The organism is Saccharopolyspora sp. NPDC002686, assembly GCF_040295745.1.
GTDB classification, from domain to species: Bacteria; Actinomycetota; Actinomycetes; order Mycobacteriales; family Pseudonocardiaceae; genus Saccharopolyspora; species Saccharopolyspora oryzae.
Map to the genome: position 1 here is coordinate 1 of NZ_JBEOVY010000187.1, position 14796 is coordinate 14796.

Here is a 14796-nt window from a genome sequence, read left to right on the forward strand (position 1 = left end):
GACGCTGTCCCCGATCAGCAGCACGTCACCGCTCGCCAGTCCCAACAGCTCCAGGTGTTCGGCAAGGTGGGCGCGTTTGAAGCCGCGGTCCGGGCCGCGCTGTCCGTCGATGCGGGCGAAGTGCGCGGCGATGCCGAAGCGGTCGACCAACGAGGTCAGGCGCTCGTGCGGATGCATCGACAACAACGACTGCGACAGCCCCCTGGCCGTGATCGCACCCAGTGCTTCGCGGGCGTCCACCGCCAGCGCCAGGGATGGCCGGCGCCGCGAGTAGGCCTCGTGGAACGCCGCGTGCAGCGCGCTCCGCAGGTCGGGTGGCACTGGTGCGCCGAAGAGCCGGTCGTAGAACGCGTCGATCGGCTGGGTGTGCTGCCTGCGGTACTGGTCGACGGTGATCGGTGGTGATCCGGTCGCCTCGAACGCCTCGATGGTGGACTGGATCAGCGCATCGGCGTCGTCGAACAGGGTTCCGTTCCAGTCCCACACGACGTGCGCGACCGCCGGCTGCGCTCCGGGCTCGCTGACCACCACGGTCTGCCCTCCTCGATGATCGGTTGCCGGGAAGTCAACCGGACACCGGTGCGGGAGGACCAGGGCAGAAACCGGGCATGCGGATCAGCCGTGCGGGTCGAACGCGATGCCCTCCGGTTTGGCCTTGGCGAGGTTGTCCTCGAAAGCGCCGTCTTCGATCCCCAGGCTGGCCTTGCCGAAGTCGGCGGAGGTGAGCACGTCGCGGATCCCCTCCGGGTAGTCCTCCCAGCCCACCAGCGGCGGGTACTGCCAGGTCCCGCGGTGGTTCTCCGGCTGCTCGTCGGCGTTGGCCAGGCGGAACGCGTGCGTGCTGGCGCCGTCCTTGTGGTAGACGATCTTCGGGTGGGTGCCCTCCCAGGACACCTCGCCGGCCGGGTACGTCGAGTACCCGCCGTGCGCCGAAGTGGAGACGTACTCGGCCCGGTCGTCGCGCACCCACACCACGACGTGCTCGATGTCGTGGCGGTGCCCGAAGGCGTCGTCCACGCCGTCGAGCGCCTGGTCCTTCTCGAAGTACAGGTCGTAGAGGTAGGCGCACCAGCCGCTCGGATCGCACTTGGCGCGGGAGTAGGAGTTGGTGTTGTCCAGGTCCGACTGGTCGTGGCAGTTGCCGTTGAGCGAACCGGACGGCTTCAGCCCTTCGGCCACGGTGCCGTCCGGTCCGATCGCCGGGGTCGGGTAGCAACCGTCCCCGTCGTAGTCGAAGGCGGGCTGCCACTTGCTGTCGGCGTCCGGGGCCGAGCCCGGCAGCGCTTGCGGCGGTTCCGCGAATGCCGCCCCCGGCGGCAGCACGAACACCAGTGCCGATGCGCCGATGAGCGCCCGCGCGGTGAACCAGCTGGTCGGTTTCCGGCGCGCAGCACCCATGACGGCAGCACCTTCCGATCGGCCCGCGGAGATCAGCACGACCCTACGCACGGCGCCGGAGGTGCCGGAACACCGCTGGCGACTTCTCGCCGCACCGCGCTGGCAGAATGACTCGGAATGACCTCCGCCGAGCTGCTGGTGCAGCAACGAGAACTCCAGGCCGAAGCCGACGACGTGCACACCGATCTCCGCCTCGGCGAACTGCTGGCAGCGCTGGGCGAGCCCGTGCGAGTGGGCAGCGCAGCGCTGGGGTTGATGGTGCGCCGGGACCTCGACATCACGGTCATCTGCCCGCTCCTCGACGCCGCCGCCAAGTCGGCCGTGGCCGGGATCGGCGCCCAGCTCGCCGTCCACGACCGCGTTCGCCAGGTCCGCTTCCGCGACGACACCGGGCGCTGGAACACCGATCCCCGCTACCCCGACGGCCTCTACCTCGGCGTCGAGTACCGCTGCCCGGCCGAGCAGGACTGGACGCTGGACATCTGGTTCGTCGACGAGCCGGACCGCCAACCCGACCTCGAACACCTGCGCACCCTGCCCCCGCGGCTGACCGACGACCACCGCCGCGCGATCCTGCGCATCAAGTCCGCGCTGGCGCACCGGCCGGAGCAGCCGCCCAGCTACGAGGTCTACCGGGCGGTGCTGGACCACGGCATCAGCACCGTCGAGCAGTTCGACGCCCGCCGAGCACCGCAGTAGTCCACAGTGGATACTCAGGCGAGATACATTGACGAAGTCCTTTCCCGTCAAGGAAATTCGCCCACCTGATGCTCGGCCGCGGCGGGGTTATCCTGCACCTTGACGGGTCCGCGCGACGGGGGAGGTGTCGGGCGGCCGGTCCGGGGTGCCGCACCGGCGTGCCCGTCCCCATCCTCATCCGCCCTGGTCACACAGCGAGGGCGCGCGGACAAGCAGCACCACCCGCGGGCCCTCCCGGGGCGCGGGACTAGGAGATGAGGCCGATGCCGACCGCACAAGACTTGTCGGCGCTGGTGAACGAGATCGGACTGGACAAGCAGAACGGCGCCGTGCTCGGCCGGATGGCCGCCCACGGCGGCCTCGGGTACGCCGAGGAGGACTCCGACGGCCGCCTGCGCGCCCGCATCCGGATCCTGCCGGACGAGCTGATCTGGGATCCCTCGATCCTGGTGATGCCGCACGGCGGCGACCTCGTGCTGGAGATCGTCAACGACGACCAGAACACGCACTGCGCGCTGCTGCCCAGCAACGGCGACAGCCAGTTCATCTGGCTGCCGGTGCAGTCCCGGGGAACCGCCTCGCTGAACCTCGACGGTCCCGGCTACTACTGGTACAGCTCCCCCATCGGCAACGACGAAGGCCGCGGCCTGGTGGGAGCGATCGTGGTGCTCGGCGACGTCCCGGAGCAGGCCCGGCTGGACCGCCCGGACCAACCTCGCCCGTGAGGAGGAGCAGGCCATGACGCAATACGTGGATGCCGGGCGCGCCGTCGGGTACGCCTCTATGAGCGGCCTGCCGGGCAGCGCTCCACCGGTGGTCCAGGACGTGACCTACGAACGCATCCGCAACGCCCGCGCGGAACCGCAGAACTGGCTCACCTACTACGGCGCCTACGACGGGCAGCGCTACAGCCCGCTGGACCAGATCAACACCGAGAACGTCGGCGCCCTGAAGCCCGCCTGGGTGTTCCAATCCGGATCGAGCGGACTGCACGCGGGTGCGTCGACCTATTCGTTCGAGGCCGCCCCGATCGTCGTGGACGGGATCATGTTCGTCTCCGGCTGGGACGGCTTCGTGTGGGCCATCGACGCCAGGACCGGGCGGGAGCTGTGGCGCTACAAGCACGCCATCCCCTACGACACCTCGCTGTGCTGCGGCAACGTCAACCGCGGGGTCGCGGTGGCCAAGGGGAAGGTCTTCGTCGTCACGCTCAACGCCCACATCATCGCGCTCGACGCCATCGACGGGCACCTGCTCTGGGACGCCGCGTACGGCGACGTGCGGGCCGGCGAGAGCGCCACCGTCGCGCCCCTGGTGGTCAAGGACCTGGTCGTGGTCGGCAGTTCGGGTGGCGAGTTCGGCGTGCGCGGCCACCTCGACGCCTTCGACCTGGACACCGGGCGCCACGTCTGGCGCACCTACACGGTGCCCAAGCCCGGCGAACCGGGATCGGACACGTGGCCGGACGGCCCGGCCTGGACGCGCGGCGGCGGGAACCCGTGGATCACCGGCAGCTTCGACCCGGAGCTGAACCTCATGTACTGGGGCACCGGCAATCCGGCGCCGGACTTCGACGGCGCGGTGCGCCCGGGCGACAACCTGCACACCGACAGCGTCATCGCCGTAGACCCGGACAACGGCGAAATCCGCTGGCACTACCAGTACAACCCGCACGACCTGTGGGACTACGACAGCACGATGGAGCACATCCTGTTCGACTCCGACGGCCGGAAGCTGTTGGCGCACTTCGACAAGAACGGCTACTTCTTCGTCCTCGACCGCACCAACGGCGAACTCGTCCGGGTCGCGCCGTTCGTCGACCGCATCACCTGGGGCGAGATCGACCCGAGCGGGAAAGTCACGCCGAAGGTGTTCCCGGACGCCGAGGGCGAGGAGGTCCACTTCTGGCCGGGGCCCGCCGGTGCCAAGGAGTGGACGCACGCCGCCTACAGCCCGCGCACGCAGCTCTGCTACGTGCCGGTGCAGGACGTCGGCGCGAAGGTCACGCGCCGCCGCCGGGAGTTCAAGGAGAGCATCCCCTACTGGGGCGCCAGCGTGACCGTCGACGGCACGGACATGCGGGGTTCGGTGTCGGCGTTCGACCCGGCCACCGGCAGGGAGGTGTGGCGTTGGGACAACGACGTCCCGATGTGCGCATCGGTGCTGGCCACCGGCGGTGATCTGGTGTTCGCCGGGGAGCCCACCGGGGAGTTCAACGCCTACGACGCGCGCAGCGGCGAGCTGCTGTGGCAGTTCCAGACCGGCTGCGGGCACCACAGCAATCCGACCACCTACAGCGTCGACGGGAAGCAGTACATCGCTGTGCCAGTCGGGTGGGGAGCCTGGGTCGAGGGCTTCTTGCCCGCTATGCTCGGGTCACCCCACGGGGACGCACTGTTCGCCTTCGCACTTCCCGACTGAGCTGACTCGTCGGAGAACACCAAGAGGAAGGACAGATGATGGAATCCGTTGCTGCGCAACCGGAACTCGCCGCTTGGGAAACACCGGACTTCGAAGAGGTCGGCTGCGCGGCCGAAGTGACGATGTACGTCGCGCAAATGGACGACTAGCCCGGCCTTTCAGAACCTGTTTTGAACTCGCTTTGCGCAACGGTGCGGGTGGGCTATGCGCCTGCGGCGCATCAAAGCAAAAGATCAAAGACAGGTCTTCCGGTGAAGGGACTGGGAATGTGGTTGCGGGTGCTCGGTTCGGCTGCCGGCGGCGGGTTTCCGCAGTGGAACTGCGGTTGTCCGAACTGCCGCGCGGTGCGCGCGGGGTCTCGTCCCGGCCGTCCCCGGACGCAGTCGTCGATCGCGGTGAGCACCGACCACCAGCGGTGGTTCCTGTTCAACGCATCCCCGGACATCCGCACCCAGATCGAGTCGTTCCACGCGCTGCAGCCGGGCGCGGGCCGGGCCACGCCGTTGCAGGCCGTCCTGCTCACCGACGCCGAGCTGGACCACACCCTCGGCCTCCTGCTGCTGCGCGAGGCGAAGTCGATCGAACTGCACGCCACCGCAGCGGTGCGGGAAACCCTGTGCCGCGCAACGGCGATCCTGCGCACGCTGGAGGCCTACTGCGCGGTGACGTGGCGGGAAGTCGTGCCCGGCGAGGAAACCCAGCTCGGCGGCGGGTTGTCCTACCGGGCCTTCGACGTGCCGACCGACAAGCGCAACCGCTTCGGGCCCGGCCGGGAGCACGGTCGCGTCGTCGGCTACCGGCTGACCGATCGGACCAGCGGCCGCACCGCGGTGTACCTGCCGGTGGTGCAGCAGTTGACCGCGGCAGTGCTGGCGGAGCTGTCCGACTGCGACTGCCTGCTCATCGACGGCACGTGCTGGCACGACGACGAGATGATCCGGCTCGGCCTGGCGAGCAAGACCTCCCGCGACATGGGGCACCTGCCCATCGCCGGCCCGGACGGCAGCCTGCGACGAGTGGCCGAGCTGCCCGCGCAGCGCAAGATCTACGTGCACCTCAACAACACCAACCCGGTGCTGCTCAACGACGCACCCGAGCGGCGCGTCGTCGAGCAGCACGGGATCGAGATCGCCTCGGACGGATTGGAGGTGCGGTTGACGCCTTGACGACCACCGGCAGCTTCACCGATGCGTTGCGGGCCCAGTCGCAGCGCTACCACAGCCAGCACCCGTTCCACGTCAGGATGAACGCGGGCGAGCTCGCCCCCGCGCAGATCCGGGGCTGGGTGGCCAACCGCTTCTACTACCAGGAGAACATCCCCCGCAAGGACGCCGCGATCCTGGCCAACTGCCCGGACCGGGAGGTCCGCCGGAGGTGGATCCAGCGCATCCTCGACCACGACGGCACGGAGGGCTCGGAGGGCGGCATCGAGGCCTGGCTGCGGCTGTCCGAAGCGGTCGGCCTGTCCCGCGCGGAGGTCCTCGACGAGCGGCACGTCGTGCCGGGGGTCCGCTTCGCCGTCGACGCCTACGTGAACTTCGCCCGCACCCGGCCGTGGGTCGAGGCGGTGGCGTCGTCGTTGACCGAGCTGTTCGCGCCGGACCTGATGGCCGAGCGCCTCGCCGCCTTCGAACGCCACTACCCGTGGATCGACCGCGACGGCCTGGCCTACTTCCGGTCCCGCCTCACCCAGGCCCCGCGGGACGCCGAGCACGCGCTGGAGGTGGTGACCGAGCACTGCCGCACAGCCGAGCAGCAAGCCAGGGCGGTGGATGCGCTGGCGTTCAAGAACGACGTGCTCTGGAGCGTCCTCGACGGCATCGACCGGGCGTATCCCGGCTCGACCGGACCGGCGTGATGCACCCGTCCAGCCGACCGGAGCTGACCTCGCACGTGCGCCTGACCTTCGACCGGGTGCGCGAGCAGCACCTGCTGCTGACCCCGGAAGCGGTGTCGGTGCTGAACCCGACCGGCGCGGCCGTGCTCGAGCTCTGCGACGGGCGGCGCAGCGTCGCCGAGATCGTCCAGGAGCTGCGCGGCCGGTACCAGCACGTGGCGGCCGACGAGGTGGCGCGGTTCCTCACCCGCCTGGTCGGCAAGCGCTACCTGGAGGTGCGGGATGCCTAGTCCCTTCGGCCTGCTCGCCGAGCTCACCTACGCCTGCCCGCTGCACTGCCCGTACTGCTCCAACCCGCTCGACATGGCCGACTACCAGGACGAACTGGACACCGCGGAGTGGCAGCGGGTGCTGGCCGAGGCCCGCGAGCTGGGCGTGCTCCAGCTCCACCTCTCGGGCGGTGAACCGCTCCTGCGCCGGGATGTCGTGGACATCGTGCGCAGCGCCCACGAGCTGGGCATGTACACCAACCTCATCACCAGCGCGCTGGGCCTGTCCGCGCACCGGGCCGAGCAGCTGCGCGCCGCCGGGCTCGACCACGTGCAGATCAGCGTCCAGTCCCACGAGGCGACGGCATCGGACCGCATCGCGGGCACCACCTCGTTCCGGCGCAAGATCGCCGCCGCGCACCTGGTGAAGGAGCTGGGCTGGCCGTTGACGCTGAACGTGGTCCTGCACCGGCTCAACATCGACGGCATCGCCGACGTCCTGGCCATGGCCGAGCACCTGAACGCCGATCGCGTCGAGCTGGCGAACACCCAGTACTACGGCTGGGCCCGGCGCAACCGCGAGGCCCTCCTGCCCAGCCGGGCGCAGCTGGAACGGGCCGAGGTCGTCGTGCGCGCCGCGCGCGAGCGGCTCGCCGGGCGGATGGAGATCATCTACGTCCTGCCCGACTACTACGGCCAGCACCCCAAGCCCTGCATGGGTGGTTGGGGCCAGCGGCAGCTCACCGTGGCGCCCAACGGCGATGCGCTCCCCTGCCCGGCCGCGCAGGAACTGCCGTTGCCGCGCGCGAACGTCCGGGACCGCCCGCTGGCCTGGATCTGGGCGGAATCACCGGTGTTCCAGGCCTTCCGCGGCACCGACTGGATGGGGGAACCGTGCCGCAGCTGCGCCCGCCGGGACGTCGACTTCGGCGGCTGCCGCTGCCAGGCCTTCCTGCTCACCGGCGACGCGGCCCGCACCGACCCGGTCTGCTCGCTGTCCCCCGACCACGGGCTCGTCGCGGACGCGGTCCGATCCGCCAACGCCGACCAGCCCGTCGAAACCGCCCTGATCCCCCGGCCGCACCCGTCACGACTCGACCGGAGCTGACCCGAACACCGCGAAGCTGACGATCCAGTAAGCGACGTAGAGCCCGAGCAGCACGCCACCGTGCCAGCGCCGCAGCCTCCCGCGGTGGAGGAACAGCGCGGCGAGGGCGGTCATCCCCACGAGCACCGGCAGGTGCCACCTGAGCACGTCCGGCCCGACCTCGATGGCGCCGCCGGAGAGCAGGACGACGCCCAGCTTCCCGGTCACCGAGAAGACCGTGCTGCCGATGACGTTGCCGATCCCGATCGCCGGCACCCCGCGCCGGAACGGTTCGACCGTCAGGAAGATGTCCTCGAGGGTCAGCGCGACGGTGATGATCGTGGCGCCGAACGCGGTCCCGCCGATCCCGTAGGTGAGCAGGATGCCTTGCGTGCCGATGCTCGTGGCGGCGGCGCTGATGACGAGACCGGCCAGCGCGACCACGGCCAGCCCCAGATCGGCCCAGCCCGGCAACTTGCGCGAGGCGGTGAACGGCAGCTGGTCGTCGCTCTTCTCCGTCTCCTCGCAGACCTCCGCGTTGCGGAACGTCGGCTCCTCGCGGCGGAGTTCGCGCACCGCGACGTAGGCCGTGAACAGCGCGAAGAGGCCGAGCAGCAGCAGGCCGTCGAGGACGGTGAGCGAGGAGGCGGTGAGCAGGAAAGCACCCATCAGCAGCGGCGCAACGGCGAAGACGGCCAGGTAGTCGCGGGGGATCCGCACGGTCGTCGGCGCGATGATCGCGGCGAGCGCGAGCACGACCCCGGTGTAGGAGATCGCGGTGCCCATGACCAGTCCGAGCGCGACGTCGTCGAGGTCTTCGAGGTTGAGCGCGACGCCGAGCACGACGTCGTCGAACTCGATCCCGGTGAACACGATCGCGAGGAGGAACACCGAGATCTTCAGCCCGCTGGCCGCCCCGACGAGGTAGCCGATCAGCTTCTCAGCGCTGTAGATCAGCAGCGCCGCCCCCGCGGCGAAGACGAACAACGAACCCATCCCGCAATCCCCCCACCGAACGCGGTCCCCGCCCAGCATCGACGCGGGCCCCGGCCGCCGCACCCGGACGCTGCTCGCCTGCCACACCAGCCCCTTCCGGAACCGCCGCTCAGATCCGCATCGCCGCGTGGCCCCCGGCGTGGTACCAGGAAGCTGCCGGCTCGGAACCGGCCTGCTCCGGGAGGACGTCGTGATCGCCAAGAGGCTTGTGGCGCAAGTGGTTCCGCTGCTCGGCGTCGTCGTTCTGACGGCCGGGTACGCTTCGGCTGCGCCGGACTGGGCTGCTGCATCGACCGCTGCCGTGCATCCGGGGGTGCAGACCGTGACCGGGAACGCCCAGTGCACGTCGAACTTCGTCTTCGAGAGCGGGTCGAAGGTCTACATCGGGCAGGCCGCGCATTGCGCGACCACCGGGGCCGTGGACAAGATCAACGGCTGCACGAGCCCTTCGCGGCCCATCGGCACCAAGGTCCGGGTCACCGGCGCGAGCAAGGAGGGCGTGCTGGTCTACAGCTCGTGGCTGACCATGCAGGCGATCCGGGAGACCGATGCCAACGCCTGCGCGCACAACGACCTCGCGCTGGTCGAACTGGACCCGGCGGACGTCGCGAAGGTCAACCCGAGCCTGCCGATCTGGGGCGGCCCCACCGGGCTGAACACCGCGGGGCTCCGGAAGAACGACGAGGTCGTGACCTACGGCAGCGCTCAGCTCGGCGGCGAGGCCACCGATCCGAACGCCAAGCGGGGCACGTCGCTCGGCGACAGCGCAGGCGGCTGGAACCACACGATCCGGACCACGACACCGGGGCTCCCCGGCGACTCCGGCAGCGCCGTCCTGGATGCTGCGGGCCGCGCGGTCGGCGTTCTGTCCACTTTGAACATCTCGCCCGATTTCGGCAGCAACGGCGTCGGCGATCTCGCGCACGAGCTGAACTACCTCCACGCCCACTCGGCGCTGCGCGACGTCCACTTGGTGACCGGCACCCAGAGCTTCCGCCCCCTCCGGTGACGAGCGGAAGGTCCAGCCCCACCCGCACCCGCGGTCACGACGTGTCGCGGCACACCTGGACCGGAGCCGATCCGCACGGGTAATTTCTCCCGTCGCCGGCCGCCGGTCAGCGCGGCGGGATGCGGACACGAGGAGCGGCTGGGCGTCGATGGCGAGCAACAACCGATACGTCCAGCTCGGGCTCATCGCCGCCATGCAGGTCCTGGCGATGGCGATGTGGTTCTCCGCCTCGGCGGTCGTGCCCAGCCTGCGCGAGTCCTGGCACATCAGCGACCTGCAGGCCGTGTGGCTCACCGCGTCGGTGCAGGTCGGCTTCGTACTGGGCGCGGTCACCTCGGCCGCGTTCAACCTGCCCGACCGGTTCCCACCGCAACGGGTCGCCGCGGTCTCGGCACTCGGCGCGGCCGCGGCGACAGCCGCGGTGCCGCTGTTCGCCGACGGGTTCTGGCCCGCGGTGCTCTGCCGGTTGTGCGCGGGCTTCTTCCTGGCCGGGGTGTACCCGGTGGGCATGAAGCTGATGGCGTCCTGGTTCGGCTCCACCGGGCGCGGGATGGCGCTCGGCGTCCTCATCGGCGCGCTCACCGTCGGTTCAGCGCTGCCCCAGCTGATCAAGGGGCTCGGCACTCTCGTCTGGCAGCACGTGCTGTTCACCGCCGCGGGCATCGGCGTCGCGGCCGCAGTGCTGGCGGCGGCCGTGGTGCGGCCGGGCCCGCACCTGTCGGGTGGAACCGCGCAACACCGGCCGCGGTACGCGCTCGAGATGTTCCGCGAACGCGGCCCGAGGCTGGCCAACCTCGGCTACTTCGGGCACATGTGGGAGCTCTACGCCCTGTGGACCTGGCTCCCGGCGTTCGTGACCGCCGGCACCGGTGCCGCTGAGACGACCGTCGGGCTGCTGTCCTTCGCGGCCATCGGCATCGCCGGCGTGGTCGGCTGCCTGATCGGCGGCTGGGGCGCCGACCGCTTCGGCCGGGCGCCCGCCGCCGGGCTCGCGCTCGTCGTCAGCGGCGCGTGCTGCCTGCTTTCGCCGCTGGCGTTCGGCGCCTCCCAGCCGGTGCTGGTGGTGCTGCTCCTGATCTGGGGCGCGGCGGTGATCGCCGATTCCGGGGTGTTCTCCACCGCGCTGAGCGAGGTGGCCGACTCCCGCTACATCGGCACCGCGCTGACCGCGCAGACCGCGATCGGCTTCCTGATCACGGTGGTCACCATCAACCTGGTTCCCGCGATCGCCGCGCTCAGCGGCTGGCAGTACGCCTTCCTCGTGCTGGCCCCGGGCCCGATCCTCGGCGCCTTCGCGATGCGCGCGCTGGGCGCACGGTCGACCGGCGCCGCACGCCGCTGAGCCGTCCACAGTGCGCGATCGCCTTTTCCCGAGAAATTGATCGATCGACAATTCTCGAGATCGGATTCAAATAGTTCGATCATTTCACCGCAGCCTTGATCGCAATTGCCCAAGAATTCGATCAGCGCACCCCTGATCGAATTCTCCACTGCCGTGACCACAATGGGGGATTGCCGCGAAAATCGATCTGCCCCAGTGGTCGATTCGCCAGATCAACAAAACATCGATATCACTATCCGTAGTCATGTCACCCGATCTGGCTTCAGCCGACATCAACAATCGGCACGATCGACCTCCCATTTTTCGACCTTGTTCTCACGATCAGTGATGTTGAGTCCCGATTGGACATATCAGCTACACCTCGATCGTATGATCATGCATTCCTGCCGCTGCCGACCGGGAAATACGTGCTTACCGTACGAAACAGCCTCCTTAACAAATCACGCGAGGCGAACGGAAAATGATTTTGAGAGTAATTCCACTCAACTGATCAAAGGAGGTTCAGGTGCCCGCGAAGCTAGTACGCGTCAGCGGCATCGCCGCCTTCGTGCTGGGGGCGTCGTTCGCCCTGACCCCATTGGCCGCCGTGGCGGAACCGGAACCGGAACCGCCATCACTGCCCGGGATCAACCAGTGCGACGAGGGTTCGGACTGCGGCAAGCCCAAGCCGCCGGAGCACTGCAAGCCCGAGGAATGCCCACCTCCGCCCTGCAAGCCGGGCGAGTGCGAGGAGGTCAAGCCTCCGCCCGAGGTCGCTCCGCCGCCAGCCGCGCCTCCTGAGCAGGCTCCGGCTCCGGCACCGGCACCGCCGCCGCAGCAGCAGGCCCCGGCGCCGCAGCAGAGCCCGCAGCAGCAGCGGCCGCAGGTGAGCCCGACCCAGCAGAAGCCGACCCACGTTCCTACCGCCAAGCCGCAGATGCCCAAGCCCACCCAGCAAGTGCCGCAGGTCGAGCACAAGCCGACGGGTGGCGTCCAGGCAGGCGGTGGCGCTACGGCGCAGGAGAACACCGACAACTCCGGTCCGCTGCTGGCCGTGAGCGGACTCGCGCTCACCGCCCTGGCGGCCGGCGGTGCCCACCTGTACCGACGCCGCAGCGCTGACCAGCGCAGCTGATCCGAGCGGGTTGGCGGTGCGGACCTGAGGGTGCCGCACCGCCAACCCGTTCGGCCGAACTCGAACGGGTGGAGGTCCGTCGTGCGAAACGCGATTCTCCTGATCTGGTCCGCGGTGCTGCTGACCGTCGTGGTGTCGGCGGACCTCCTCCCGGTCGACGCACGCCCCACCTTCCTGCCCGCGACGACCCACGCCGAGACCACTGGTCCGGTCCCCGGTGATCCGCGCCCGCGCGACATCAGCATCCGCAGCATCGGCGTCTCCTCCAGCCTGGTTCCGCTGGGCCTCAACCCCGACGGCTCGGCCGAGGTTCCGCCGCTCGACAAACCCGAGCAGGCCGGCTGGTACGACCTCGGGCCGGGCGCGGGCGAGGTCGGTCCCTTCGTCGTGCTGGGCCACGTCGACTCCTACACCCGGGCGGGGGTGTTCTACCGGCTGCGCGACCTGCGCCCCGGCGACCCGATCAGCATCGACCGGGTGGACGGGTCGAAGCTCACCTACGTGGTGGATCGGGTGGAGACGGCCGCCAAGGACAGGTTCCCCACCGACGCCGTCTACGGCGACGTGCCGCGCCCCGAGATCCGCCTGATCACCTGCGGCGGGGCCTTCGACGAGTCGGCCCGCAGCTACGAGGACAACGTCATCGTCTTCGGCCACCTCCGGTAATCCTCTGTGGACTCCCAGAACCCGACCGCTGGGCGGGCCCTTGCGCGGCCCGCGGCCCAGGGGTCAGGATGTCCGAGCGAATTGCAGACCGCGCGAGGTCCGTAAATCGAGTTCCTGGGAGGCAGGATGACCGGCTCAGCGGCCCGCCGCCCGGTGATCGCCGGACTCGGCATCACCGAGATGGGCAAGGTCTACGGCCGCAGCGCGGCCCAGTTCGCCGCCGATGCGGTGCGGCTCGCGGTGGCCGACGCCGGACTCGAACTGTCCGATGTGGACGGTCTGCTCACCAACACCGGCACCCCCGGCGCGGTCGGCGTCGACCTCCAGTCCCAGTTGCAGCTCCCGGACCTGCGGCTGCTCTCCGAGATCCAGTCCTTCGGCGCCTCGGCAGGTGCGATGGTCTCCCACGCCTCGATGGCCGTCCAAGCCGGGATGGCGGACGTGGTGGTCTGCGTGTTCGCCGACGCGCCGCTGCGCGAGGGCGAGGGCAGCGCCGCCGCCTACACCGGCCGAGGGCTGCCCACCGGCTTCGCCGGACTGGTCCCGGCCGCCGGGCTGACCAGCGTCAACGCCGTGTACGCGCTGGCCGCGCGGCGGCACATGGAGACCTACGGCACCACCTCCGAGCAGCTCGGCGCGATCGCGGTCGCGCAGCGGGCGTGGGCCGCGATGAACCCGCTGGCGCAGATGCGTGAACCGATCACCGTCGACGACCACCAGGCGTCCCGCTGGATCGCCGAACCGCTGCACCTGCTCGACTGCTGCCTGGTCAGCAACGGCGGGATCGCCGTCGTCGTCACCTCCGCCGACCGCGCGGCCCAGCTGCGCCAGCCGCCGGTGCACGTGCTCGGCTTCGCGCAGGGCCACGTCGGCTACCCGAACGCCCGCGACGAACGGTTCGGCCTGGTCAGCGCCGCGGCGCAGGCCGGTCCCGCGGCGCTGAAGATGGCCGGGCTCGACATCTCCGACGTGGACGTGGCCGAGCTCTACGACTGCTACACCTACACCGCGCTGCTGACGCTCGAGGACTACGGGTTCTGCGCCAAGGGAGAAGGCGGCCCGTTCGCCGCCAGCGGCGCGCTCGGCCCGGGTGGCTCGCTGCCGGTCAACACCGGCGGCGGCCAGCTGTCGTCCTACTACATGTGGGGCATGACCCCGCTGTCCGAAGCAGTCATCCAGGCGCGCGGGCACGGCGGGCTCCGGCAGGCGCCGCGCAACGACGTCGTCCTGGTCAGCGGGAACGGCGGGCTGCTGTCGCACCACGCCACGCTCGTGCTCAGCCCCCACCCGCACAGCTGACCCCTCGAGCGGAAAGGACAGCCGCATGCCGATCGTCCCGGTCACCCGCGACGCCGCGTCAGCCCCGTTCTTCGACAGCACCGCCCGGGGAGAGCTGCTTCTGCGGCGGTGCGAGGACTGCTCGTCGATCAGCGCCCCGGACGTGGAGTGCTGCTCGGTCTGCGGCTCGACGCGGCTGACCTGGACTCCCGCGCGCGGCACGGCGAAGGTGGTCACCTGGACGGTGGTGCACGGCCGCTCCCCCGTCGACGGCGAGCCCACGCGCATCGTCGCCGGGCTTGTCGAGCTGGACGAGGGACCGTGGTTGTACGCCCGGCTCGTCGACATCGCCCCCGAGGACGTGACCACGGAGCTCGCGCTGGTGGTCGGCTTCGACCACGCCGAGGGCAGCGAAACCGTGCCAGTCTTCCGCCCGGCCTGACCTCCAGGAGGACCGCATGTCCGAATCGGACAACCCGATCCTCGCCGATCTGCGCGCTGAGAACGCCGAACTCGACGCTGTCGTGGCCGCGCTGGACTCCGAGCAGTGGGCCACGCCGACGCCCGCCGAGGGGTGGACGATCGCACACCAGATCGCCCACCTGACGTGGACAGACGCCAAGGCGCACCGCGCGGTGACCGCCCCCGACGAGTTCCGCGAGGACGTCCGCACCGCCACG

18 protein-coding genes are annotated in these 14796 nt (G+C 70.1%); 15 read left to right on the forward strand and 3 right to left on the reverse strand.

The features are described 5' to 3' along the window. Together ABTZ89_RS23120 and ABTZ89_RS23125 are read right to left on the reverse strand one after the other, a co-directional pair. Window positions 1-531: HAD family hydrolase (locus tag ABTZ89_RS23120; RefSeq protein ID WP_351048091.1), on the reverse strand; the 531-nt coding region annotated here is incomplete at its 3' end. Between the two features lie 84 nt (window positions 532-615). After that, on the reverse strand, window positions 616-1398 hold the full coding sequence (locus tag ABTZ89_RS23125; RefSeq protein ID WP_351048094.1) for an NPP1 family protein: 783 nt from the start codon (window positions 1396-1398) through the stop codon (window positions 616-618). A 117-nt stretch (window positions 1399-1515) separates the two neighbouring features. Between ABTZ89_RS23125 and ABTZ89_RS23130 the strand changes: the two genes are divergently transcribed. From ABTZ89_RS23130 to pqqE, 8 genes are all read left to right on the forward strand, one after another. Continuing rightward, entirely contained in the window at window positions 1516-2097 is a 582-nt protein-coding gene (locus ABTZ89_RS23130; protein ID WP_351048097.1) for a hypothetical protein, read from the forward strand. Window positions 2098-2360: 263 nt separating this feature from the next. Then, entirely contained in the window at window positions 2361-2822 is a 462-nt protein-coding gene (locus ABTZ89_RS23135; protein WP_351048100.1) for an MSMEG_3727 family PQQ-associated protein, read from the forward strand. A 13-nt stretch (window positions 2823-2835) separates the two neighbouring features. Then, a complete protein-coding gene (locus ABTZ89_RS23140; protein WP_351048102.1) occupies window positions 2836-4518 on the forward strand; it encodes a PQQ-dependent dehydrogenase, methanol/ethanol family in 1683 nt (560 codons plus the stop codon). Window positions 4519-4553: 35 nt separating this feature from the next. Beyond that, entirely contained in the window at window positions 4554-4667 is a 114-nt protein-coding gene (gene pqqA, locus ABTZ89_RS23145; RefSeq protein WP_270953651.1) for a pyrroloquinoline quinone precursor peptide PqqA, read from the forward strand. A 102-nt stretch (window positions 4668-4769) separates the two neighbouring features. Next, window positions 4770-5684 (forward strand): pyrroloquinoline quinone biosynthesis protein PqqB, encoded by a 915-nt coding sequence (pqqB, locus tag ABTZ89_RS23150; protein WP_351048105.1) that lies wholly within the window; start codon window positions 4770-4772, stop codon window positions 5682-5684. Beyond that, entirely contained in the window at window positions 5681-6376 is a 696-nt protein-coding gene (gene pqqC, locus ABTZ89_RS23155; RefSeq protein WP_270953650.1) for a pyrroloquinoline-quinone synthase PqqC, read from the forward strand. The genes pqqB and pqqC overlap by 4 nt, the downstream gene beginning before the upstream one ends. Further along, the gene (gene pqqD, locus ABTZ89_RS23160; RefSeq protein ID WP_351048109.1) at window positions 6376-6645 is read left to right on the forward strand and encodes a pyrroloquinoline quinone biosynthesis peptide chaperone PqqD; all 270 of its coding nucleotides are present in this window, start codon (window positions 6376-6378) and stop codon (window positions 6643-6645) included. Before pqqC ends, pqqD begins: the two co-directional genes overlap by 1 nt. Next, window positions 6638-7732: a pyrroloquinoline quinone biosynthesis protein PqqE gene (gene pqqE, locus ABTZ89_RS23165; RefSeq protein WP_351048112.1), complete on the forward strand. Its 1095-nt coding sequence runs from the start codon at window positions 6638-6640 to the stop codon at window positions 7730-7732. Before pqqD ends, pqqE begins: the two co-directional genes overlap by 8 nt. On the opposite strand, the gene ABTZ89_RS23170 is transcribed toward pqqE, so the two are convergent. After that, window positions 7712-8707 carry a sodium:calcium antiporter gene (locus tag ABTZ89_RS23170; RefSeq protein WP_351048115.1) on the reverse strand — a complete coding sequence of 332 codons (996 nt, stop codon included), beginning with the start codon at window positions 8705-8707 and terminating at the stop codon, window positions 7712-7714. The two genes, pqqE and ABTZ89_RS23170, sit on opposite strands and share 21 nt — an antisense overlap. A 190-nt stretch (window positions 8708-8897) precedes the next feature. Here ABTZ89_RS23170 and ABTZ89_RS23175 point away from each other — a divergent pair, with 190 nt between their 5' ends. The 7 genes from ABTZ89_RS23175 to ABTZ89_RS23205 form a co-directional block, all read left to right on the forward strand. Continuing rightward, window positions 8898-9716 carry a trypsin-like peptidase domain-containing protein gene (locus ABTZ89_RS23175; RefSeq protein WP_351048118.1) on the forward strand — a complete coding sequence of 273 codons (819 nt, stop codon included), beginning with the start codon at window positions 8898-8900 and terminating at the stop codon, window positions 9714-9716. Between the two features lie 148 nt (window positions 9717-9864). Then, a complete protein-coding gene (locus ABTZ89_RS23180; RefSeq protein ID WP_351048121.1) occupies window positions 9865-11058 on the forward strand; it encodes an MFS transporter in 1194 nt (397 codons plus the stop codon). 505 nt (window positions 11059-11563) lie between these two features. After that, the gene (locus ABTZ89_RS23185) at window positions 11564-12172 is read left to right on the forward strand and encodes a GVDTG sorting domain-containing protein (RefSeq protein ID WP_270953644.1); all 609 of its coding nucleotides are present in this window, start codon (window positions 11564-11566) and stop codon (window positions 12170-12172) included. 81 nt (window positions 12173-12253) lie between these two features. Continuing rightward, window positions 12254-12838, forward strand: coding sequence for a class F sortase (locus tag ABTZ89_RS23190; RefSeq protein WP_351048124.1), 585 nt, complete (start codon window positions 12254-12256; stop codon window positions 12836-12838). 126 nt (window positions 12839-12964) lie between these two features. Then, entirely contained in the window at window positions 12965-14137 is a 1173-nt protein-coding gene (locus tag ABTZ89_RS23195) for a thiolase family protein (protein ID WP_351048127.1), read from the forward strand. A gap of 25 nt (window positions 14138-14162) precedes the next feature. Then, window positions 14163-14558: a Zn-ribbon domain-containing OB-fold protein gene (locus ABTZ89_RS23200; protein ID WP_351048130.1), complete on the forward strand. Its 396-nt coding sequence runs from the start codon at window positions 14163-14165 to the stop codon at window positions 14556-14558. Between the two features lie 16 nt (window positions 14559-14574). Continuing rightward, a partial coding sequence (locus tag ABTZ89_RS23205) for a maleylpyruvate isomerase N-terminal domain-containing protein (protein ID WP_351048132.1) occupies window positions 14575-14796 on the forward strand: 222 nt, incomplete at its 3' end.

Coding starts and splice junctions, on each gene's coding strand:
- ABTZ89_RS23140 (WP_351048102.1), top strand. CDS start 2,836: ATGACGCAATACGTGGATGCCGGGCGCGCCGTCGGGTACGCCTCTATG.
- ABTZ89_RS23135 (WP_351048100.1), top strand. CDS start 2,361: ATGCCGACCGCACAAGACTTGTCGGCGCTGGTGAACGAGATCGGACTG.
- ABTZ89_RS23195 (WP_351048127.1), top strand. CDS start 12,965: ATGACCGGCTCAGCGGCCCGCCGCCCGGTGATCGCCGGACTCGGCATC.
- ABTZ89_RS23200 (WP_351048130.1), top strand. CDS start 14,163: ATGCCGATCGTCCCGGTCACCCGCGACGCCGCGTCAGCCCCGTTCTTC.
- pqqE (WP_351048112.1), top strand. CDS start 6,638: ATGCCTAGTCCCTTCGGCCTGCTCGCCGAGCTCACCTACGCCTGCCCG.
- pqqD (WP_351048109.1), top strand. CDS start 6,376: ATGCACCCGTCCAGCCGACCGGAGCTGACCTCGCACGTGCGCCTGACC.
- ABTZ89_RS23130 (WP_351048097.1), top strand. CDS start 1,516: ATGACCTCCGCCGAGCTGCTGGTGCAGCAACGAGAACTCCAGGCCGAA.
- ABTZ89_RS23170 (WP_351048115.1), bottom strand. CDS start 8,707: ATGGGTTCGTTGTTCGTCTTCGCCGCGGGGGCGGCGCTGCTGATCTAC.
- ABTZ89_RS23180 (WP_351048121.1), top strand. CDS start 9,865: ATGGCGAGCAACAACCGATACGTCCAGCTCGGGCTCATCGCCGCCATG.
- ABTZ89_RS23125 (WP_351048094.1), bottom strand. CDS start 1,398: ATGGGTGCTGCGCGCCGGAAACCGACCAGCTGGTTCACCGCGCGGGCG.
- pqqA (WP_270953651.1), top strand. CDS start 4,554: ATGATGGAATCCGTTGCTGCGCAACCGGAACTCGCCGCTTGGGAAACA.